This window comes from Halobacillus sp. A1 (genome assembly GCF_024189295.1).
In the GTDB taxonomy this organism is placed as follows: domain Bacteria; phylum Bacillota; class Bacilli; order Bacillales; family Halobacillaceae; genus Halobacillus_A.
In genome coordinates this window covers 1-21,729 of record NZ_JAIZEN010000024.1, presented here as the reverse complement: position 1 = coordinate 21,729, position 21,729 = coordinate 1, and the positions used below count along the sequence as shown (strand labels likewise).

Sequence of the window (21,729 nt, the reverse complement as noted above, 5' to 3'; positions counted from 1 at the left end):
ATATACCATTTTAACAGGTTTGGCAGAATAATTGGTTTACATTCTATTTAAAATAAATAAAAAGAAGCAAAGGACTTAGTTCATAAGTTCTCTTTGCTTCTATCAGCTAAAGTTCAAACGGCTTCCCAGGCTCTTGATTACCTTCTAAAACAAGAATCCCTTTCTTCTCAGAGGCAATGTCCAGACCCAGCTCTTTAGCAGAGCAAATCATCCCGCTTGAAGGTACTCCCCTCAATTCAGCGTCTTTAATATTCATGCCGCTTGGCATTGTGGCACCAACTTTTGCTACGACCACATATTGTCCTTTATCGATATTAGGGGCGCCACAAACGATTTGTAAAGTTTCTTCTCCAACATCCACCTGGCAAACGCTCAGTTTATCTGCATTTTCATGCTGCTCTTTCTCTTTGACGTAACCGACCACGAATTTAGGTGTAAGGTCAAAGTTTAAAGAGTCATCCAAGTTATTTTCCTCGAATAAACGTTTCACTTTGTTCAACAAGTCTTCGGTCAGTTGGATCTTCCCATGTTCTGCAAGCTGGAAGTGAGCTGATGCATTAAAAATATTGTAACCAAGAATAGATCCGTCTTGTTGATCGCTAATTCTTACAATATCGCCTTTCCTTTCAAAAGTCGTAGTCAAACGGCCGCCTTGTTTTACAGGTACGATAAGCACGTCGCCGACACCTTGAGGATTATAAAATACGTCCATTTCTTAATCTTCCTTTCCTTTTTCCTTTGGTTTTTTCTGAGCAAGTATAAATATAGGTTCTAACGTTTTGTCTTCATACAAGAAGGATAAAGAAGTGACCGGCACGGTACCCTCCGCAAAAAACTTCATAGCCATTTGAGCTAAAATATCATAGCCTTCAGGGTTTTTGATATCCGCAAAGATAATAACATCTTGATGAGGAATACTGACCGCCAGTTCCCCCTCACACTCAGCTTTAAGCTTTTCAAGAAGTACTTCGTTTAATATTCGGCTGGCGTCATAGCCATCTTGAGTCGAGTGGAAATAAAAATCGTTGCCATATACCGTATCTTTCTTCATATCTACAGGGAGAGAACGCACATTAAAACTCGCAATTTCCTTCATACGTTCTATGGACCAGTTTTCTTTCTCAACCATTTTTTCGTCAATCAGTTGATAAGACTTACCTAAATCTAACGCGTAATAAACTCTTGTTTCTGCAGTATGCTCCGTATGAACAAGCTTTTTTCCATCCTCTGTTTCAGTAGGAAAGGAACCGGCTCGAATGACAGGGATGATGTTTTTCTCTTTGCCAGTCAATTGGTGAGTTTCGTTCATAATGCGCAGCGCTTCCTGAACGTGATCCTCCAATTCGTCCAAAGCAGGTTCACCGCGATTTTCATATTTAGCTACTACATTAGGAAGCGTAATCGTTATTCCTTTACCTGATTCCTTCCATTCTATACGGAAGGTATCTTTATCACGGTTGAAGATTGTTTTCCATTCATCGTTTTGAAGACGATCCTCAAGCATTTTTTTCATTTTGATACTAGTCATTTTCATTGCTGATGTTCCTCCTTTATAAATGGAAGAAGTTTATTCCGCTGTCTATTTTAGCACATCTTCAAGACAGAAACTAAAAGTAAGGGTGTTTTATATTAGAAACAAGAAAACAAGCTGTGGTTCCACAGCTTGTTACAAATTAATGCTATTCATAAAATCTTCTATTTCTTTTTGTGTTTTTGCTTCTTTACTTACAAACCGACCTACTTCTTCACCTTCGTCGAAAGCCAGAAAACTCGGTATGCCGAATATATCATTTTCCGCACATATGTGAATGAACTGATCGCGATCTACATATACAAATGTCCAATCACTGAATTCACCTTCAACTTCTGGAAGGATCGGTTCAATAATCCTGCAATCCGGACACCATTGTGCCGAAAATAGCAGCACTGTTTTCTTATCGTTAATCAATTCTTTTAATTGGCCATCTGACTCTAAAGTAATCATGGAACCACCTCCGCCTGCTATTTTAGCACAACTTTATTCATAATCAATTTTCATGTCTCCAGGTTGAATCCATCCTTTATTTCTGAACCATAAGGCAATAAGAAAACTAATAACAGCTGGCCCGATGAAATGAAGAAATAATATAGCCAGCGCTACTTCCATAGAAAAACCAAGAGTTTCAAAAGTCATAATCTGACCAACGAGACCACTTGTCCCCATTCCAGCCCCAGGCGCGTTATTTTCTAATTGCAGCCATACGCTTGCAAAAGGAGCGAGTATCGCACCAGCAGCAGTAGGAGGAATAAGGATGATTGGTTTTCTAACAACGTTCGCAACTTGAAGCATAGAAGTTCCAATGCCTTGAGCGATGGCCCCTCCAATCCCATTATCCCGGTAGCTTATCGTTGCAAAACCGATCATTTGCGCCGCACAGCCTACTGTCGCTGCGCCGGCAGCTATGCCATCTATAGAAAGCATAAACGCAATGGCTAAACTTGATATTGGGGCTGTCAACGCAAGCCCCATCAAAACAGCTACAATGACCCCCATAATGAATGGCTGCTGAAAAGTGGCCCAATTAATAATCTCCCCCAATCCTGTCATGAAGCCGTTAATAGGAGGACCAATAAATGACCCTACTACAAAACCAATGACTATGGTCGTAAAAGGCGTAAGGATGATATCAATTTTCGTTTCTTTACTGATGACTTTCCCGAATTCTGTTGCAATTAATGCAGACACATAACTTCCTGCAGGACCTCCTAATTCCGCACCGAAAGCTCCACTGAATAATGCAGCAAAAATGACGAGGGGTGGAGCTTTCAACCCATAAGCAATCGCTACACCGATGGCCCCGCCCCATATTTTAGTATCCATGGCGAATTTGCCCATCTCTTTTAAGTGATCTAAATTCGTCTGGTTTCCGATGGTTTCGATAATTAACCCGATAATCAAAGATGAAAACAAACCTAACGCCATATAACTAAGCGCCGTTATGAAATATGCATGTACGGAAATATGTACTCCTTTTCTTTCTAAAAACCTTCTCATAGCGTAACCTCTCCTCCTTATCGACGTATACATATTACATTATAGTTTTACATGTGTAAATACACTAGTTGCGTTTCAATAATAAATCTTCCCATTCCCTTTGATTTATTAAATTTTAATTTCGCTTTTATAGTAGATCTTTAGATGCACTTAAAGGTAAACCGAGTGAAGAATATTGTGAACAGGCAACAGCATCCATATCAAAAGTTATAGAATCAGCAAATACATATAATAAATCTTTCTAATGAACATCATGAAATTACAAGTCTATTCAACCAAAATTCCGATAGAGCTAGAGGTAATGAGAAAGAACTTGAATCTCACGTAAGCAGCTTTTAATTACTCACCTTCACAGAAAATGAAAGGATGAAGAAGTTCATTAATGAATCGAGTGGAAAATTAACAGACCTCATGGAATCTGCTGAGGGCCCAACCTTGGAAAGTCAGCTTTTTGAAATGAAAATAGCGGAATAAAGCTTTCTTGAGGACCCTTCTACAGAAAACTTAGGAAGTAAATCCATCGCATTTTGGACTTGTTAGGGGGATAAATAAACAAGTCATTAAAGTTCAATAATCTGTAGATGGAGTAGAAAATGTTTAAAGAAGATTGAAAATAAATGATTTTACTCATGAAGAATTAATAGATGAAGTGTTTATAAATGCAAAGGTTACGAGAGAAGGTTAAAATAATACTTATAAAAGCAGACTTTCATACTGACCATACTGACCTAAATGTAAATGATTGGACAGATTTACTAAAATATGAACATACTGAACTAAGAATATTTAGAGGAGGCTATCAATATGGAATTGACTATTTATTTGGCAGGCCAGATCCATGATGACTGGAGAAATGAAGTTAAAAAAGCGGCTGAAAACCGAAATCTTCCTGTTAATTTTGTAGGACCGCAAGAGAATCATGATCGTTCCGATCAAGTGGGAGTTGATATATTAGGGGAACAGCCTAATAAATTCATGACCGATGATGCAGCTTCGTCCATCAATAACTTCAGAACTAAACTTTTACTCGAAAAGTCTGATGCAGTCATAGCTCTCTTTGGTGAAAGCTATAAACAATGGAATACAGCTATGGATGCTGGATTGGCCATCCAAGCGGGTAAACCAATTATTCTCATTCGGCCGGAATCACTGATCCATCCTTTAAAAGAATTATCCAACCAAGCAACAGTCACTGTTGAAACTATCGACCAGGCCCTTGACGTGCTAGGATATGTATACGAATGACTGCAGATGGGGGATATACACAAAGCCTTTTTATGTAAGAATACGATATTCTAGATGAAAACAGTTAAAATTCACTCATAAAAAATCGCTCCTTTTCGTTTAGTGTTAAGTTGAATGGCTTACATTAAAACGAGCGGAGCGATTTTTATATAAAGGATTTTTTATCATAGTTTTTCATATAGATCACGACAGTTGAAGACTCGATTACGAAACAGAGGGGGGCATTACCGTAAAAACCATAGGCGTTTAGAAACCACCGTTTTCTAGTTCTGGTTATCATGCTCCCACTGCCCTTTTAATAACTTGACGACATGAGAGAACATTTCCGCTCTTTTTATTTGACCTTTGGTGAAAACACCGATAGCTCCTTCGTCTTTACTGACATTTGCTTTCTTTGCGTATACGTCCATCAGTTCACCTAGTTCACGGCCCGTTTCTAATCCTTTTTGAATTTCTTCCGGCAGCGGTATTCTTGCTCCACTGGCTCGATACAAGTTTTCTTTTCGATCGACAAGGGCGCCCCAATTACATAAAAATAGGTCCCCGTCAATTTCCATGACTCCCCCCTCGAGTCCGATGCCGACTTCGCTTTTTTTCATAAAAGCACATTCTCGTGCACGATTGACTGCTCCTTCAAGTGTTTCTTCGTCAGAAAAAGGCTGAGCTGCAACTTTAGACTCTACCTCTATACCTGTCACATCATCTTGAAAAAAAACTTCCTTGACTGCCTCAACTTTCGTTGGATTCAATGAACCTATATATACCTTCACTAGCCATCCACCTGCCTCTACCCAATTTCTTAATTTTATCTCCTAAGGAGTCTTTGATTTTTTGTTTGTTTATCATAACACAAAGCCGCACAGGATATCAGCCATGTGCGGCATCTTATCAAACTTTCGATTTGATGTAATCTACTGTATTCTGGTCAGTGGACTTCACTAAGCGCACAATCAGTTCTTTAGCTGCTGCATAATCATCAACATGAATAATTGAGGAAGAAGTATGGATATATCTTGAGCAGATACCTACAACAGCTGAAGGGACTCCATCGTTCGTAATATGAACTCTGCCCGCATCTGTACCTCCCTGAGAAATAAAGTATTGATAAGGAATGTCATGTGTTTCTGCAGTGTCTAAAATAAAGTCTCTCATCCCGCGATGTGTGACCATAGACTTATCCAAAATCCGCAGCAAAGCTCCTTTTCCAAGCTGTCCAAACTCTTTATCATCACCGCTCATATCATTGGCGGGAGAAGCATCTAACGCGTAAAAAACATCTGGATCTATCATCTGTGAAGCAGCCTGTGCTCCTCGCAACCCTACTTCTTCCTGTACAGTGGCTCCAGAATATAACTGATTAGAGATTCTCTCGTCTTTCAGCTCTTTCATTAATTCAATGGCCAAACCGCACCCATATCTATTATCCCACGCTTTAGCTAAGATTTTTTTCTCATTTGCCATCGGTGTGAATGGGCAGACAGGAACAATTTGCTGACCCGGCTTTATTCCAATAAGTTTTGCATCTTCTCTATCATCTGCTCCGATATCAATAAGCATGTTTTTAATTTCCATAGGTTTTTTTCGCTGCTCAGGTGTAAGGTTGTGCGGAGGGATCGATCCAATAACACCTACCACTGGTCCTTTATCGGTAATGACCTGGACGCGCTGGGCAAGAAGTACTTGACTCCACCATCCGCCTAACGTCTGAAATCGCAGCATCCCGTTTTTTGTAATTTGTGTCACCATAAAGCCTACCTCATCCATATGACCAGCCACCATCACTTTAGGACCCTTGCCTTTTCGAACGCCAAAAACACCTCCAAGTCCATCCTGAATCGTTTCGTCTGAGTATTTATCTAACTCCTGTTTCATGAAATTCCTGACAACATGTTCATTACCTGGAGCTCCAGGCAGTTCTGTAAGCGTTTTAAAAAGATCTTTAGTTACTTCATTCATTTATGTACATCTCCTTTTTTCCATCTTCTTATAGTTTATCGAAAAATAGCCTCGTTTTCTACAATAGAGATTAAAGGTTTTAATTTCCCTTTAAACGGTAATTCTAGTATACTGATAGATAGTATATTGATTAGAGGTGAGTGAACTATGAATTGGAAAAAGGTTGCAATAGCTGCAGGTGTTGGAGCACTCGCAGGCTATGTCGTAAAAGAACAAGTAGCTAACAAACAAGGCGTCACTCCAGAAAAAGCTCTGAAAATTGCCAAAGAAGCTTTTAAGAAACAAGGTCCGATCAGTGGTTCTTGGATCTACATGAAGCCTGAAGAGTTAAACAAAAATGGTATCAATTATGATGTTTACCGTGGAGGCATTTCTAAAAATCAAGATGGAGAAACCTCACAATTTGAATTCTTCATTGATTCCGAAACAGGTACTATCATCGATGTAACTGAACAAACCGCGTAAACGTCATATGAAGCATAACGATCCCCCGTCCTTTAAAACAGACGGGGGATCGTTTTATTTATCATAAACGGATGGAGCTTTAGTTATACGGTCAACTACTTGACCTTCTGCATCATATTTTATTGCTCTATAAATCGCATCGTGGTAAAAAATGTACCATGCGCTATTTTCATAACCATAAGCCATCCACTTTTGTTTTTCGTGCACAGAAGTCACTGGATAGTCATCAAAAGCTAACGCCCAAAGTGGATTCTGATGAGCATGGGTCGGCATGATGTCCGCCATGTGAACGAATGTTTCTTCCTCTCCTTCAAACAAAATGATTGCATGACCGTCACTGTGGCCGCTCGTATGAATCATTTTCAATCCTTCAGCGATTTCCACTTCGTTCTCATACGTATGTACATCTGTCTCGATTGGTTTCCAATTATCTTCCCAATATGTATTCGCCGAGCGAATATTAGGATGTTTCATTTCTTTCCATTCCACAGACTGTACAAAAATTTTGGCATTCGGAAAAGTCGGAGTCAGCTCACCGTTTTTCCAGGTGGTCAATCCGCATGCATGGTCAAAGTGAAGATGGGTCATACAAACGATGTTGATATCTTCAAGAGACAAATTTAGCTCAGAGAGATCACTTGCCACATTGGATTCTTCTTTAATACCGAAATTCCTTCTTTGTTTATCGGTCACTTTTTCATTGCCGATACCTGAATCGATCAGAATGTTCAAACCATCGATTTGCAGAAGGATTGGATCAGTCCGAAGTTCAATTTGGTTTTTCTCATTGACAGGATACTTTTTGCTCCATAAGGCTCTCGGTACTACACCAAACATAGCTCCCCCATCCAAGTGGGTCACCCCGCCATTCAGCCAGGTGAGCTTCGCACGATCTATTTTCATACTTTCCATAACTTATCCACCTCCGTGTTATGTTCATAGTTTAGCACAACACAACAGATGATTGTAAGCGTTATCAGGACTTGAACCTTGCTTTACATCTATAAATCGGCTGACCTTTTGCTGCAAATTTCTCTTCATATTCTGTCGGTACGTTCAAAGGGTCCTCTACTGCATGTAAGTCCAAATTCACTTCTTCAATAATCATTCCGTATTGAGAAAAGCTGGCAAGCGAGTATTCAAACAAACCTCGATTATCTGTTTTCAAAGTCAGCTTTCCATCATCTTTCAATACGTCTTCATACTGTTCCAAAAATGCTGAAAATGTCAGTCTGCGTTTTTCATGCCTCGTTTTAGGCCACGGGTCTGAAAAATTCAAATAGATATGATCTATTTCGCTTGTACCGAACAAATCACGTAAATCTGCTGCGTCTTCATTTATTAAACGAACATTGTCCGTTTCAGCATCCAGTACTTTTTTCAAAGCACCTACAATTACACTTTTCACCCTTTCAAGTCCGATAAAATTATATTCTGGGTGTTGTTTCCCCATTCCTGCTATAAATTGGCCCTTTCCAGAACCAATTTCTAAATGTAATGGCTGTTCTTTTTTAAAATTAGCCTGCCAATTCCCTTTAAAATCAAATGGTTTTTGAACAACTACATGATCATTCTCCTTCATGTAATCGTCTGCCCATGGTTTATGTCGTAAACGCATGTACTCGTCCTCCTTTTTCACCTTGTAAATCTTATCACGAAACCTTAGTTGTTAAAAGTTTTTATAAAATATGAAGGATATCGATGCATTCGGCCTTATATTTGCTTATATATAACCATTCGTCAGTTTTACATACTATGATTACTTGAAGTGAGAGGTAGATGGTTAATACAAGGAAAATCGGGTGTTGGGTTGTAAGCGCTTTCTGGTTTAAGATTATCTTTGTGCAATCATATACTATTCATTTTAGGAGTGAGTTGTAAATTTATGAATCTTTTCCGTCAAACAATTGATGTAAGTGTAGTAGCCGTTTTCTCTGTACTATTTGCAGGTTATGCGGTGTTTATATATCCATTTGAAAAATTAAATGAAAAACTCAGTTCTGAAGTCCGAGAGAAAAAAGTAAAATATGCTACATTCTCATAAGGCTAAGAAATGGACTAAAAAATGCGTTGCTGATTATATCGGCAACGCATTTTTTATATATTGATTTTATGACGTGTCATCATATCGTATAACTTTTGGATCCTTCGGTCTGCTTCAACATGTTCACCGCGCATCATATGCCATTGGATGAAGGACAGGGATTGAGAAACGGCATACCATTTCATTCGCTGGAATAAGTGATCATCAGCTGTTACACCATATTGCTTCATCCAACTATCCCAGCTTCCCTTAGGTATATAGGTGTGTAACAGCATCCCCAAATCTAAAGCAGGATCTGCAACCATGGCATTATCCCAATCAATTAGATAAAGCTTTTGATCAGAAGACAGCAGCCAGTTATTATGGTTCGTATCACAATGACATACAACGTGATGATCGTGTGCGACATGCATTACGTTTTTCTCTAGATATTTGACTGCATGATGCACTTCAAAGCGAACGTTTATGTGCTCTAACAACTTTTGATTTTCTTTGATATCCAGTAAAATTTCTTCTGGGGTCAGCGGGTGCTTGCCTAGCCTCATCAGCATGTCTAATAGTTCACTGGAATGATGGATTTTACTCAATAAAGAGGCCACTCTTGGATGCTGCATTTCTTCAGTAGTAAGTTCTCTGCCTTCAAGCCACTCTTGAGCAGTAATTACGTCTCCATTCTCCAGCCTTTTGGTCCAAACGAGCTTAGGTACAATGCCTTCAGCAGAAAGAACGGCAAGAAATGGGGAAGAGTTACGCTTTAAGAATAGACGTTTCCCTTCATTTTGAGCGTAATATGCTTCTCCTGTAGATCCTCCTGCAGGAGTAATTGTCCAATTTTGACCTAGTATATGCTCCAACCAATTCACCTTCAATTCCTCAAATCTCTCTGTGAGGGGCTCACGTTTTTTTATAAATAAGTATAACGCACTTTCCTGCAAATCTGTAGCCAATACTACACCGTTCGATAAAACACCTTCCCATAGAGTAACTCAAATAACAACAACCTTTCAAGCAAAACATTTCTAACCTATTAAAATCGTGCGTGGATGTTGTGACTTTTCGATCTTACATTCTTTGTACTTAAGCGTTTGACCGTCGACCTGGAAGACCCCTTGTTCTTTCACTTTCAAAGTAATGGAGCGGCCTGTTACTTCATGAACCTCTTTTAATACTGTATGTTTTCCTAAGAATACCGATAAAAAAAGCAAAAGGATTTTCCATTTTGCTAAAGGCTGTATAATAATCACGGAAAAAGAAGAATTATATATATCTGCTTTAGGCGCTATTTTCATTCCTTTTCCGAAAAAAGGGTGATTAGTAACCGTAACTAAAGTAATGCGTTTGTATTTGACTTTCTTTCCATCAATTTTCATTTCAACAGCTATGGGATTATATTGTTTTAAAACTTTGGCCAATCCCACAACGTAATGCAGTGAATCGAGTCGAAACTTTTTTAATTCAGCTCTGAAAATTGGATCATTCGATATATGAACAACCTCACCATCCAAACCTGCCCCTATACTGTTTAAAAAGCACCTTCCCGTATGACCTTCCCCTCCATGTTCTATAATTAAACCAGGATAGATAGACACCCGATCGGGATGATCTATAATGTGGCGGAACAGCTCCAACCCTTGTTTCTGAATTCCTATTCCTCTTGAAAAATCGTTTCCTGAACCAGCGGGGATCAAGGCAATCGGTATTTCATGGTGTTTACTAAGACCATTTATAACTTCATGAATAGTTCCATCTCCACCTATTACAATGACAGCCTTAATTTCCTGATAGTGAATCGATGCAATCGATTGTATTAGTAATTCCGCATGTCCTTCGTATTCCGTATGGAACGACCGACATTTATGCCTCTTAAACCTTTGGTCTTTCTGAATGGAGTCATAAACCTTTAAAGCTTTACCATTTCCAGCTTTTGGATTTGTTAAGACGATATACATAAGTCAATTCTCCTATTTAACAGATCATATTATTATACAAATATGGTATTATATTATTATACTATTAAAAAAAGGGAGGAATTAGTTTGGGTGCAGATTGCCAATTTTGTGGAACGTCAGTACTTTTACCTGAAAAAGGAGCTGTAATAGTCAGCAAAAATGCTCGTCAGGAAGTTTTTCGGCTGCCTGTCAGTTATGAAGATCAGGAGGCTCTCATTTACGATTATCAAACCTTGGCTGAGCTTTTGGAAGCTATGGGCGATAACTCTATGAAAAATAATGATTGGGTACATATACTTAACAAAGAAAGCTCGCAGTCTTTTCCAATCTCCATAGGGAACTTATACGAAAGGTTAAAACATCCTGATTTAGCTGCCATAATTCACAAGGAAGATTTCACAGCCCACTTACAGCCCATTATCGAGGTCACTACTAATGAGATTTTCGGTTACGAATCTTTATTGAGAACTTCCAGTCAGGAAGTGAATCCTGGTCAGCTGTTTTCATTTGCCCATCAGTCAGGTCTTCATTCGATGTTAGACCAAAAAGCTCGTCGAGCGGCAGTGAAAGCAAAATCTAAATATATAGAAAAAGGCAAAAAGGTCTTCATCAACTTTCTGCCTTCAACGATTTATGTTCCTGAATTCTGTTTAAAGCACACGTTTCAAATAATAGAAGAATTCAATATCGACCCTGCGGACATCGTTTTTGAAGTAGTGGAAACGGAAAAAATTACAGACGTTGCTCACTTGAAGTCTATCTTTGATACATATAAAGCATCTGGTATGAAAGTAGCTTTAGATGACGTTGGATCTGGTTATAGTACCATCGAAATGTTGTCCTTGCTAAAACCTGACTATGTAAAAGTAGACCGATCTTACATTAAGGATTGTCATATTAATGAAGAGCATCAATCATTTTTAAACGAAGTGATTGGACGGGCAAACCACCTCGGCATCAATGTGCTGGCTGAAGGAATTGAAAAAGAAGAAGAATGGACTTGGCTCCAATCTGCAGGCATTCATTTTGGTCAAGGTTATTACTTAGGTCGTCCTAAGGAAATTCCTGAAAAAGAAGCTATTATCCCCTCATAAGGTTTCTTCTGAGTCCACGTCCCATTCGGGCCTTTTCACAGCAACAGTTTTTGTGTGTTGAAGCAGCTTTTCCGCTGCCCGGAGCTGATCATGTTTTAATGGTGTGGTCAGCTTCCTTTTTTGTTGAAGCCACGCCTCCAGTGAATGCTCGTCTACGAAAGTCGTCAAATAAGGTTCCTGGACGGCTGTTATAGTTGAATGTGGAGCAAGCAGTACGTGTTTGAATGTGCACGAAAGGCCATATTTTTTTATTACACTTCTCAAAAAGGTTTCTGTCCTTTTCAATCCAAGCAGAGGATTTTTATATCTGCGCTGCACTTCCTCACTCTCTATGTACCATTGGTTATGAGCATCGGAGTACAGGCGATCAGCTTTTTCATCGATAATTTTAACAATTTCGATTTCATAGGGACCGATAAGGAGAATTTCGGCTTCCATTGGAGCATTCTTTACTTCGACTACGGGCTTATACATGACAAAATAGTGATCGGGAAGACGCTGGAGCAATAGTTTTAGATGGCTGTCTTTTAGCAGTTTCTGATCAATGAATGATTTTTTGAACATCGTCGTACTTGCCCATTTGATTTGGAAGGGAAATAACTCATCCAGAAAATACTGTTTTAAATTTTGTTCATTTTCAGGTATCCATCCCTCTTCCTCAGGATCATCTTCACTTATCGCCGGTTTATTTCTTTTAAAACGCCATGACCACTTTGACTTCTTTCTCTCATGTTGCTCTTCAGGCTCATTTTCAGTAGTTTTAAATTCGCCCTTCTCCCATAGTTCTTTCATCTTCACCCAGTTGTTCTGTTTAAGACGAATATATTTAGACGGATACTGATACATATCAGTTTCATACCTGGAAATGTAATCAAACAACTTAATGAGCTGAGCCATCCTCCATTCCTCCCCTTAACCTTATTTCACTGATACATTCATACTTTGCTTCTCGCTGAGGGTATATTTTATACAGATGAAATTTGTTTATAGTCATAATATATGAGTCAATCATGATGTTTTCTTTATTGAAAATAGGAGAAACGCCTGCGATATGCTTCTTAGCAAGTGTAACATGAGGTGCATACTTTCTTTTATCAGGGGGGGAACCAACCAAACTTGCAGTAAGCTCTACTTTTTCCTTCATTTTCATCAGAGGATTGTTTAAAGACACTTCTGCAAAGAAAACTCTAGGTTTCTTTTCATCTCCGAAATACCCTGCCGGGCCAATCCTCACTTGGAAAGCGCTCGGCCAATTTTCAGCATCCAGTTGTTTCACCCATTCCTCCACTTCTTCAAGACTACTTGCCCCTAGAAATTTCAGAGTGATGTGAAAATCCTCGGGATGCGTCCAAACCTTGTAGTCCATGTGTTTGCTCAAAACTGCCTGCCATTCTTCCATCTTAAATTTCAACTCATTAGAGAGTGGAATCCCTATAAAATAATGGGAAGTCATGTAGCGAACTCCTTTACTTCAGAACTTGTCCATTTACGGACTAATAATATCAATAACATACCGATAAATGACATGAACGAAAAGAAACCATACATGCCATTCACATTCCAAACATCAATCAGGACTCCTCCTATAAAGGTAAAGAATGCATTCCCAATTCCATTGCCGACCGCTGAGTAAAGCCCTACTGCAGTAGCCCTCACCTCTTTTGGTGCCAGTTCACGCACGAGGATCAGAGCTGCAGGAATATAAAGACCCACAGATATACCTTGAGCAATAGTAGTAACATAAACCACCGTAGTCGACGGATCAAAAAAATAAAGAAGCCATCTAGCCGCAGAAACAGTACTTCCTATCATAATTACCTGGATGACCCCTAATCGGTCTATTACTGATTGTGAAAACTTCATAAACGGTGCCTCGCTGCCAGCCGCTAATAAAAAAGCTACTCCAATTCCCGCCAACGTCCCTCCGACAGCTAATATAAAAGTACCGAAGTAATAATTGTTAGCTAAAATTGGCCCGAATATTAGAAAGTTAGAAACTAAAAATAATAAAAAAGGTTTCTGCTTTATTAATGTGGTCATTCCAGAACGAAAGGATACAGTTACCTCATCAGCACTCTTAGGAAACCGAAAAAGTACAATAAATGAGAAGAGGAGAGCGATAGAAAAGAAATAAAAAATCCAACTTAAGGATTCTGTCGACTCTGTCACCCTTCCTAAAACGAATACAGCCACCGCAAACCCTACAGCTCCCCACAGCCTAATATTCCCGTATTCTTTTCCGTTTTTCTGAACAAAAGCTAAGCTCAAACTATCCGACAAAGGTACAATCCCTGATTGAAAAATAGCAATCGCTGCGATCCCCGCCAGTAAGATGGGAAAGATCTGCAGTATAGGATAAAATAACCCTAGAACTGCAGCAATAGATGCAGCGATCATCAAAAGGATTCTTGGTTTCCTCGTATAATCACTGAGCATCCCCCAGATCGGTTGTATGAAAATAGTGATTATGGGAAGTGCAGCGATCACAAGACCGATCTGTGTATGTGTCAGCCCTTTTTCTTCCTCCAAGAAGACAGAGAGCAGGGGGAAAAGAGAGCCAAAAGCAAAAAATGTAAAAAAGTAAAAGCTTTGGATATATCGATACGTTTTATCAGGCGCAACTTCTTTCATTATAATGTACCTTTCTGCTATCACAATTATTTAGTCAACTCGTATATGGAGCGAGCATAGATCAACATCGCTTTTTTCATATCTTCCATTCTTACATGTTCATTTTTTTGGTGGGCAAAGTCAGGACTGTCTTTAAAAAGAGCACCAAAGGCTACCCCGGAATTCAATGAGCGTGCATATGTAGCTCCCCCCATTGATAACGGCTCCGCGCTCTCGCCGGTCACATCATTATAAACTTTCAGCAATGTTTGGACATTAGGATGTTCCTTTTCAATATATAGTGCTTGTAAGTGGTCATGAATGATAAGTTCTGCCCCCTCTTTACTTGCGAGTAGTTGGAGTTTCCCTATAACATGATCAGACTCATATGTTACAGGGTAGCGGATATTAACACCTGCTTCACACTTCTTGCCATTCACCCAGTGTACAGATCCGAGATTACATGTTAACACTCCTGAAGGCTCATCATGAATTGCACAGTCAATTCCCTCGCCAGTTACAGAATGGAATGAAGCGACCAGCTGTTGCACCGCAGCTTGATGTTTTTTGTTCAAACCGGCTTCTAAGAGAAACTCCAAAAGGTAAAGAGCTGCATTTACCCCTTTTTCCGGTGTGCTCGCATGAGCCGCTTCTCCATTCAATGTCAAATGAATAAAAGACCCTTCTACAAAGAAATCTCCTGTCACAGCTTTTTCCTTTAAAAAGTTGTTGTACTTAGAACTAACATCACTGGATAAGTGCAAGACGGCTTTCGCCACATCAGGAACCATATTCAATCGATCTCCACTTGTAAAAGAATGAACATAATCTGTATGCTCGTACGCTGCTGGAAAGTTGATGTAAGCATCAATCAACCCTTTTTCAGCATGAATGACGGGAAATGAAGCGTCCGGAGAAAAGCCGAATTCAGGCATCTTTTCATGCTGGAAATAATGCTCGATCCCCTTCCAGTCCCGTTCCTCGTCAGTTCCAAGGATGAGACGGACTTTCTTCTTAGGAAGAAAACCTTGGTCTTTTAACATTTTCATAGCCATATATGAAGCCATTACCGGTCCTTTGTCATCTTGGACTCCACGTGCGTAAATCTTATCTTCCTTCAACACGGGTTTAAACGGATCGGTCTCCCAACCGTCACCTGCAGGCACCACATCTAAATGACCAAGGATACCAATTATTTCTTCCCCTTGTCCAAATTCAATATGGCCCGCATGACCGTTTACGTTTTTCACAAAAAAACCGTCTTTCTCTCCAAGGTCAAGAATATAATTTAAAGCATCATCTATTGGTTTTCCATATGAAAACTGCGAACCTTTTTCATACACGCTCGGAATTTCAAGTAAAGGAAAAAGCTTTTCAACGTATTCTTTTTGATAACGCTCAGAAATCGATGCAATATACATTCACTGGCTTCCTTTCCTTAGCAGCTTTTTATAGGTTTCATCGTCGCAAATAACGTACAACTCGGCTTGATCTGTCAGCTCTTCGTCTAAACGGCGGTTTACGTTTAAATCATTGCGGTCGGCAATTAACGTGGCCCCTTCTTTTAATAAATCTTCAAAGGCATCACGAAAAGTAGTCCAATGCTTTTGAGTCGGAACGTAATAAAGGTCATCGCCTACAGAGCGACTTAGAAGCTGACTGAAAATCCCTGAAACGCCTTTACGAAATGCGGAGCGAACAGCCAGAGAAGAGATGGTTTCATTGGATACAATAAACTCATTAACTTGGGCATGCTGGAAATTCTTTATGTGCCGTTCTTCCATTACTTCCACAACAGTATGAACGTGAGGTGCCGAGGATTCGATGGTAGAAGCTATTAATAATGTCTTCCCATCAATCATCTGCCCGCTTCCCAGCGTGTCATCTGCAAATACCAATACAGCCCTGGCCTTTTCCAGATTGGCTTTTTTTAAAGTTTCTGCATCCGAGGCGTCCCCTTTAATATAATGGATATTCTCAGATAAAAGTGGTGCTTCTTTTAAAGTGTCGATAATGATAATTTCCGTTTGCTTATTCGTCCCTAATATCTCATCAATTGCGAATCTAGCTTTTTGAGACCACCCTATAATGATGAAATGCTTCATTTCTTTATACACTATATCACCCTCTATCCTTCTTTTTCTGAATACAGCAAATCCATCAATGATTTTTCCAATAACAACACCAATAAGTCCGATACCTAATACATATAATACAATAGCTATTAGACGTCCTGCTACGCTTACCGGATAATAGTCTCCATATCCAACAGTTGTAACTGTCGTCATCACCCACCAGAAGCCATCAAAATAATTCGGGAAATTCTCTTTCTCGACAAATACGATTAAGATAGAAGATAAAATCACAAGTAATGCACTTGAAATAAACAAAAAATAATTGTTAATTTTCACCATTTTGTTAAAAAGTCTTCTTAATATCAGCAAACTGGCAGCCCCCTATTTTAAATTATTGTAAATTTCGTGAATAATCTGTTAAATCAATCACAAAGTCTGGCTCTGCATATATTCTTCATGTAAAATGATAGTATCTTCAGAGATTCACACGCACCACAAATTCCTACGAATGAGAATAAGGAGTGGTTTTTTGAATCATCCATCATCCCGTATGTTAAATCGAATTAAAAGTGTGTACCTGTACCTGCAACACAATGGACCGTCTACAACTACACAGTTAGCTGATGAATTCGGCCTTACGGATCGGACGATGCAAAGAGACTTGAGTGTTTTGGAATACAACGGACTAGTGTTTAGTCCTAATCGTGGGAAGTGGACAACAACAGAAAGGAAAGTAAAAATCTCATAATATGTAAAGGAACACCCAGAACATGTCTGGGTGTTTTTTATTGATCTAATTTTGTGATGTCGAACAAGTATGCCATTTCCTCATCATTTAATTCCCTGTACTCTCCTAATTCCAAGCTATCATCAAGCTCAAGTTCGCCAATACTTAGCCTTTTCAGATAAGTCACTTCTTTTCCAACAGCTTCGAACATCCGCTTGACTTGATGGAACTTACCTTCTGTTATCGTCAATACTATTTCTGATTGCTCCCCCGCATTCAGAATTTCCAAATCAGCCGGCTTCGTGACATACCCGTCATCCAGAGTTACGCCATAAGAAAATTTCGAGATATCTTCTTTCGTCACTTCCCCCTCGATATCGGCAAAGTAAGTTTTGCCGACATCTTTTTTAGGAGAGGTTAAACGATGTGCTAACTGTCCATCATTGGTAATTAGCAGAAGTCCCTCTGTATCTTTATCAAGACGCCCTACCGGAAAGGGATTAAAGACTTTGTCTTCCGGCTGCAAAATATCGATTACAGTCATATCGTGAGCGTCCTCTGTTGCTGAAAGCAAATCACCAGGCTTATTAAGCATCAGGTAAATATACTTTCTGTACTCTACAGTCTCTCCATGCACAGTGACAAGATCGGCTTCTGTATCAACGTGGGTTTTCGGACTTTTTTCAGCCTCGCCATTTACTCTTACACTGCCGCTTTTTAATAGGTTCTTCACTTCTTTTCGTGTTCCGTAGCCCATATTGGCGAGAAGTTTATCAATTCTCATACTGTTCCCCTTTCTATCTTCGTTTTAGAAATTTATCTAAAACTTTGACTCGGCCGCCGAGTATTCTTTCCAGCAACGTAGTTTGGTAGGCCATCCATAAGTAAAGCAAACCCCCAAGACCTGCACTGATGAGCAAGATGAACAATGCAGCTAAGCGGTTTTCAATTGGATCCCATACAAGGCCTAATCCCAATTTTATAATCCAAACAGTAACAGCCATAATAGCTGTAAGGATCATGATCAGCAATGTTCGTTTAAATACTGCTTTGTATGAAAATTGAATAGCTCTTTGAATTCTCCAAAGGTTAAGGATTACAGCTACCAGAACCGCAGTTCCTGTTGAAATGATAGAGCCTTTTGCACCGAATAGCACAATAAATAATGAGTTAGTAGCCAATTTAATGAACAATCCGGCACCTAAACTTACTAAAGCAAAATTTTGACGATTGATTCCTTGTAAAATCGCTGCCGTCACTGTATATAAAGCAAAAAACAATCCTACTGGAGCATACCAGCGCAAAAGCCCGCCATAATAATCTACATCCTCAACGCCATAAAAGGATCCGAACGCCTCGTAAGAAAGGACCGCGAGACCCACAACTGCTGGAAAAATCAGAAGGGAGATAATTTGTAATGCCTGATTGATCTGGTGATTGAGCAGTTTCATGTTTTGTTTTGTAAAAGATTTCGTAATTGCAGGCAATAAAGCTAGCGAAAGACCAATACCTAGTGTGACCGGAATAATTACTAGCTTATGACTTAACACATGTATAGCAGATAGTGAAGCACCGGAAATCTCAGATAAGCCTGCAGAAGCCATAGCCTTGTTAAAAGTAAACTGATCAATCAACTGGTACAAGGGTGTAGCAATACCTACTAAAACAAATGGCCCTGCGTAACTGATCAACTCTTTGAACATAGATTTCTTAGAAAGATCGTACTTATATTCCTGAGCAGCCAGCTGCTTATCTAAATAAGGTTTGCGTTTCTTCCAATATATAATCAGTACAAACAATGAAGCAATTCCGCCTATGAATGCAGCAAACGTTGAAAAACCTATAGCAGTGGACAGGCTTCCTTCCAAAACATAGAGGACTACATAAACGGAAACAAGCAGGAAAACAATTCGGACAATCTGTTCTACTACTTGGGAAATTCCTGTCGGCGCCATCGACTCATTCCCCTGAAAGAAACCTCGGATAATACTCATACTAGGTATGATAAGTAACGCAAAAGCTACCATACGGATGACCATAGCTGTATCATCTACAGACGCGCTCGTATTTTCATCCGATAAACTGAAACGTGCGATGGGTTCTGCGGTTAAAAACATAATTAGAAATGTAATAATACCTGTAATCCCCATCAACTGCATGCCAGACTTAAACATATCACGGCCGGTTTGATAATCTTCAAGAGAATTATATTTGGAGACGAATTTTGAAACCGCCATCGGAACTCCAAGTGTAGATAAACTTAATAAAATGTTGTATGGTGTATAAGCATAGAAATAGAGTTCCATGCCTTCAGGTCCGACCATCTGTTCGAACGGGACCGTATAGATCATTCCCAGGAATTTCGACAAAAATGTCGCACCTGTCAAAATCATGGTACCTTTTAGTATTTTCGACATAATTTGATATTCACCTTCAATTTTTTAGAGTCAACTTTGTCTATTTTATCATAAAAATGCAAATAACATTGGAATTTTAGTGTTTAAAGAAAGGAAGTAAAGAATGGATTATCAAGTCATTGTTATAGGAGGAGGCCCTTCTGGACTGATGGCCGCAATAGCAGCCGCTGAACAAGGGGTGAAAACACTCCTTCTTGACAAAGGGAAAAAGCTGGGCACTAAACTGGCTATTTCGGGTGGAGGACGATGCAATGTGACGAATCGCCTCCCAGAAGAAGAAGTGATCAAACATATTCCTGGAAACGGTCGATTTTTATACAGTCCTTTTTCAGTTTTCAACAATTATGACATTATCGATTTTTTTGAAAACCTCGGAGTAGGCTTAAAAGAAGAAGATCACGGAAGAATGTTTCCAGTCAGCAATAAAGCAAAAGATGTGGTGAATGCCCTTCTATCCAGGTTAGATGAATTGAAAGTTGAAGTGCGGACAAACACTCCAGTAAAAGCCGTCCATTATGGAGAAAAATCCCATCAAGTACTTCTCAGTTCAGGGGAAAAGCTTAGCACCCAATCGATTGTACTTGCTGTAGGGGGGAAAGCAGTACCTTATACAGGATCAACTGGAGATGGTTATGCGTGGGCGAAGAAGGCAGGGCATACAATAACAGAACTGTTCCCTACAGAAGTCCCTTTATTGTCTGATGACCCATTTATAAAAAATAAAACACTTCAAGGTCTCTCTTTACGTGATGTCGGGGTTTCCGTACTCAACCACAAAAACAAAAAGATTGTTACCCATACAATGGACATGTTGTTTACACACTTTGGCTTATCTGGCCCAGCAATTCTACGATGTTCTCAATATGTAGTTAAAGAATTTATGAAAGGTCACCGCCCTGTAACTATAGAGATCGACTGCCTTCCTGAAGAAAAGGAGAACGTGCTGTTAGAAAAATTGCAGAAGGGACTGAAGGAACATTCTAAAAAGTCGTTTAGGAATGTAGTCAAAGGTTTAGTTCCGGAAAGGCTGATAGACTATCTGTTATCGACCCTAAAGATAGATCATGAAACTAAAGCAGCTAATATATCGAATCAAATGCTGAGGGACTTTGTTTTGCACTTAAAGCATTTCAGAGTGAATATTCATGATTCCCAACCCATTGAGAAAGCTTTTGTCACAGGCGGGGGCGTATCGATTAAAGAAATCATACCAAACACAATGCAGTCGAAATTGATGGACCGGTTATATTTCTGTGGGGAAATCCTTGATATCCACGGCTACACAGGCGGCTATAATATTACCGCGGCAATGGTTACTGGCAGGGTAGCAGGTATCAACGCGGCTTATGAATCTATGGGATGAAAAGAATTTATGTGCTTTATACTGCGAGCCAGGAGATTGTACGAGAAAGTTCTTGACAATCTCCTGGCTTTTTACAAACCATTTAAAAGATTAAAATAATAAAAAATTGTAGAGAAAGCAAAGTACTCTACAAACAGCGGAGCAGCTAAGGTCTTCTTGATTTTTTTTGAGAATATTCTTTTTCTCTGCCCAACTCTTTATTCAGCAAAAACTGCATGTCTTCCCGATCTTTTTCTGTAAGGACACGATCTCTCTCATCCCAGTCTAGACTAAATATAATATAATATCTTCTTATCCTTTTAAAATAAATGACAGAGTAGGGAAATTCATCAAAATAGCCTCTCACCATTTTTCTGCCAGAGTAACTCCATCTCCTCAGTTGAATATTAATCACCCCGAACATATATTCTGTTTTTTAGTATAAAGGGTATAATCAAATTACTCAAGAAAATGAAATCGTAAAAACTACACTCCTTGTTAAATTATAAAAATGGTAGGTTTTTTATAAAATAGTTTAATAACTTCTACTATGAAAAAATGCGAACTTGTAATTTAACAGATTGTCTTTAAGATAATAGGAAACAAAAAAACCTTAGAAGCATTAGCTTCTAAGGTTTCTAATTGACGTAGCAGCGTCCTACTCTCACGGGGGTAAACCCGACTACCATCGGCGCTGAAGAGCTTAACTACTGTGTTCGGCATGGGAACAGGTGTGACCTCTTCGCTGTCGCCACTACATCGTTGATTGAG

The 21,729-nt window shown here is 39.3% G+C and carries 23 protein-coding genes and 1 rRNA gene; 6 read left to right on the top strand and 18 right to left on the bottom strand.

Annotated elements, in window-relative coordinates:
- Nucleotides 1-106 precede the first annotated feature (106 nt).
- The 4 genes from ytpR to LF817_RS17400 form a co-directional block, all read right to left on the bottom strand.
- Complete coding sequence (ytpR, locus tag LF817_RS17415; protein WP_253937089.1) at nucleotides 107-712, bottom strand: YtpR family tRNA-binding protein; 606 nt, start codon at nucleotides 710-712, stop codon at nucleotides 107-109.
- 3 nt (nucleotides 713-715) lie between these two features.
- Nucleotides 716-1,534 carry a DUF1444 domain-containing protein gene (locus tag LF817_RS17410; protein WP_253937088.1) on the bottom strand — a complete coding sequence of 273 codons (819 nt, stop codon included), beginning with the start codon at nucleotides 1,532-1,534 and terminating at the stop codon, nucleotides 716-718.
- A 132-nt stretch (nucleotides 1,535-1,666) separates the two neighbouring features.
- Nucleotides 1,667-1,984: a thioredoxin family protein gene (locus LF817_RS17405; RefSeq protein WP_253937087.1), complete on the bottom strand. Its 318-nt coding sequence runs from the start codon at nucleotides 1,982-1,984 to the stop codon at nucleotides 1,667-1,669.
- A 33-nt stretch (nucleotides 1,985-2,017) separates the two neighbouring features.
- A complete protein-coding gene (locus tag LF817_RS17400) occupies nucleotides 2,018-3,034 on the bottom strand; it encodes a PTS sugar transporter subunit IIC (protein ID WP_253937086.1) in 1,017 nt (338 codons plus the stop codon).
- A gap of 804 nt (nucleotides 3,035-3,838) precedes the next feature.
- Between LF817_RS17400 and LF817_RS17395 the strand changes: the two genes are divergently transcribed.
- Nucleotides 3,839-4,279 carry a YtoQ family protein gene (locus LF817_RS17395; RefSeq protein WP_253937085.1) on the top strand — a complete coding sequence of 147 codons (441 nt, stop codon included), beginning with the start codon at nucleotides 3,839-3,841 and terminating at the stop codon, nucleotides 4,277-4,279.
- 263 nt (nucleotides 4,280-4,542) lie between these two features.
- Here LF817_RS17395 and LF817_RS17390 read toward each other — a convergent pair whose 3' ends face one another.
- Together LF817_RS17390 and LF817_RS17385 are read right to left on the bottom strand one after the other, a co-directional pair.
- The gene (locus tag LF817_RS17390) at nucleotides 4,543-5,049 is read right to left on the bottom strand and encodes a DUF84 family protein (RefSeq protein ID WP_253937084.1); all 507 of its coding nucleotides are present in this window, start codon (nucleotides 5,047-5,049) and stop codon (nucleotides 4,543-4,545) included.
- A gap of 118 nt (nucleotides 5,050-5,167) precedes the next feature.
- Nucleotides 5,168-6,235, bottom strand: a complete 1,068-nt coding sequence (locus LF817_RS17385; RefSeq protein WP_253937083.1) for a M42 family metallopeptidase — start codon at nucleotides 6,233-6,235, stop codon at nucleotides 5,168-5,170.
- Between the two features lie 147 nt (nucleotides 6,236-6,382).
- Here LF817_RS17385 and LF817_RS17380 point away from each other — a divergent pair, with 147 nt between their 5' ends.
- Complete coding sequence (locus LF817_RS17380; protein ID WP_253937082.1) at nucleotides 6,383-6,700, top strand: PepSY domain-containing protein; 318 nt, start codon at nucleotides 6,383-6,385, stop codon at nucleotides 6,698-6,700.
- Between the two features lie 54 nt (nucleotides 6,701-6,754).
- Here LF817_RS17380 and LF817_RS17375 read toward each other — a convergent pair whose 3' ends face one another.
- Together LF817_RS17375 and trmB are read right to left on the bottom strand one after the other, a co-directional pair.
- Nucleotides 6,755-7,612, bottom strand: coding sequence for a YtnP family quorum-quenching lactonase (locus LF817_RS17375; protein WP_253937081.1), 858 nt, complete (start codon nucleotides 7,610-7,612; stop codon nucleotides 6,755-6,757).
- A gap of 64 nt (nucleotides 7,613-7,676) precedes the next feature.
- A complete protein-coding gene (gene trmB, locus LF817_RS17370; protein WP_253937080.1) occupies nucleotides 7,677-8,318 on the bottom strand; it encodes a tRNA (guanosine(46)-N7)-methyltransferase TrmB in 642 nt (213 codons plus the stop codon).
- A 267-nt stretch (nucleotides 8,319-8,585) separates the two neighbouring features.
- On the opposite strand from trmB, the gene LF817_RS17365 reads away from it, so the two are divergent.
- Nucleotides 8,586-8,744: a hypothetical protein gene (locus LF817_RS17365; RefSeq protein ID WP_253937079.1), complete on the top strand. Its 159-nt coding sequence runs from the start codon at nucleotides 8,586-8,588 to the stop codon at nucleotides 8,742-8,744.
- Between the two features lie 53 nt (nucleotides 8,745-8,797).
- Here LF817_RS17365 and LF817_RS17360 read toward each other — a convergent pair whose 3' ends face one another.
- Both LF817_RS17360 and LF817_RS17355 read right to left on the bottom strand, forming a co-directional pair.
- A complete protein-coding gene (locus LF817_RS17360) occupies nucleotides 8,798-9,598 on the bottom strand; it encodes a phosphotransferase family protein (RefSeq protein ID WP_253937104.1) in 801 nt (266 codons plus the stop codon).
- A gap of 165 nt (nucleotides 9,599-9,763) precedes the next feature.
- Entirely contained in the window at nucleotides 9,764-10,693 is a 930-nt protein-coding gene (locus LF817_RS17355; RefSeq protein ID WP_253937078.1) for a diacylglycerol/lipid kinase family protein, read from the bottom strand.
- Between the two features lie 86 nt (nucleotides 10,694-10,779).
- Between LF817_RS17355 and LF817_RS17350 the strand changes: the two genes are divergently transcribed.
- On the top strand, nucleotides 10,780-11,787 hold the full coding sequence (locus LF817_RS17350; protein ID WP_253937077.1) for an EAL domain-containing protein: 1,008 nt from the start codon (nucleotides 10,780-10,782) through the stop codon (nucleotides 11,785-11,787).
- Here LF817_RS17350 and LF817_RS17345 read toward each other — a convergent pair.
- From LF817_RS17345 to LF817_RS17325, 5 genes are read right to left on the bottom strand one after another with little or no spacing between them, the layout of a single operon-like run.
- Nucleotides 11,782-12,684, bottom strand: a complete 903-nt coding sequence (locus tag LF817_RS17345; RefSeq protein WP_253937076.1) for a nuclease-related domain-containing protein — start codon at nucleotides 12,682-12,684, stop codon at nucleotides 11,782-11,784. The two genes, LF817_RS17350 and LF817_RS17345, sit on opposite strands and share 6 nt — an antisense overlap.
- Entirely contained in the window at nucleotides 12,668-13,240 is a 573-nt protein-coding gene (thpR, locus tag LF817_RS17340) for an RNA 2',3'-cyclic phosphodiesterase (protein ID WP_253937075.1), read from the bottom strand. The genes LF817_RS17345 and thpR overlap by 17 nt, the downstream gene beginning before the upstream one ends.
- The gene (locus tag LF817_RS17335; RefSeq protein ID WP_253937074.1) at nucleotides 13,237-14,418 is read right to left on the bottom strand and encodes an MFS transporter; all 1,182 of its coding nucleotides are present in this window, start codon (nucleotides 14,416-14,418) and stop codon (nucleotides 13,237-13,239) included. The genes thpR and LF817_RS17335 overlap by 4 nt, the downstream gene beginning before the upstream one ends.
- Nucleotides 14,419-14,444: 26 nt before the next feature.
- Nucleotides 14,445-15,818, bottom strand: a complete 1,374-nt coding sequence (pepV, locus tag LF817_RS17330; RefSeq protein WP_253937073.1) for a dipeptidase PepV — start codon at nucleotides 15,816-15,818, stop codon at nucleotides 14,445-14,447.
- Nucleotides 15,819-16,841 (bottom strand): potassium channel family protein, encoded by a 1,023-nt coding sequence (locus LF817_RS17325; protein ID WP_253937072.1) that lies wholly within the window; start codon nucleotides 16,839-16,841, stop codon nucleotides 15,819-15,821.
- A 139-nt stretch (nucleotides 16,842-16,980) separates the two neighbouring features.
- Here LF817_RS17325 and LF817_RS17320 point away from each other — a divergent pair, with 139 nt between their 5' ends.
- Nucleotides 16,981-17,220 carry a DeoR family transcriptional regulator gene (locus LF817_RS17320; protein WP_371925091.1) on the top strand — a complete coding sequence of 80 codons (240 nt, stop codon included), beginning with the start codon at nucleotides 16,981-16,983 and terminating at the stop codon, nucleotides 17,218-17,220.
- 37 nt (nucleotides 17,221-17,257) lie between these two features.
- Here the strand turns inward: LF817_RS17320 and LF817_RS17315 are convergent, their stop codons facing one another.
- The gene (locus LF817_RS17315; protein WP_253937070.1) at nucleotides 17,258-17,983 is read right to left on the bottom strand and encodes a pseudouridine synthase; all 726 of its coding nucleotides are present in this window, start codon (nucleotides 17,981-17,983) and stop codon (nucleotides 17,258-17,260) included.
- A 13-nt stretch (nucleotides 17,984-17,996) separates the two neighbouring features.
- A complete protein-coding gene (locus LF817_RS17310; protein ID WP_253937069.1) occupies nucleotides 17,997-19,616 on the bottom strand; it encodes a putative polysaccharide biosynthesis protein in 1,620 nt (539 codons plus the stop codon).
- 103 nt (nucleotides 19,617-19,719) lie between these two features.
- Between LF817_RS17310 and LF817_RS17305 the strand changes: the two genes are divergently transcribed.
- Nucleotides 19,720-20,979 (top strand): BaiN/RdsA family NAD(P)/FAD-dependent oxidoreductase, encoded by a 1,260-nt coding sequence (locus LF817_RS17305; protein ID WP_253937068.1) that lies wholly within the window; start codon nucleotides 19,720-19,722, stop codon nucleotides 20,977-20,979.
- Between the two features lie 624 nt (nucleotides 20,980-21,603).
- On the opposite strand, the gene rrf is transcribed toward LF817_RS17305, so the two are convergent.
- A 5S ribosomal RNA gene (gene rrf / locus LF817_RS17300) occupies nucleotides 21,604-21,717 on the bottom strand.
- Between the last annotated feature and the right edge of the window lie 12 nt (nucleotides 21,718-21,729).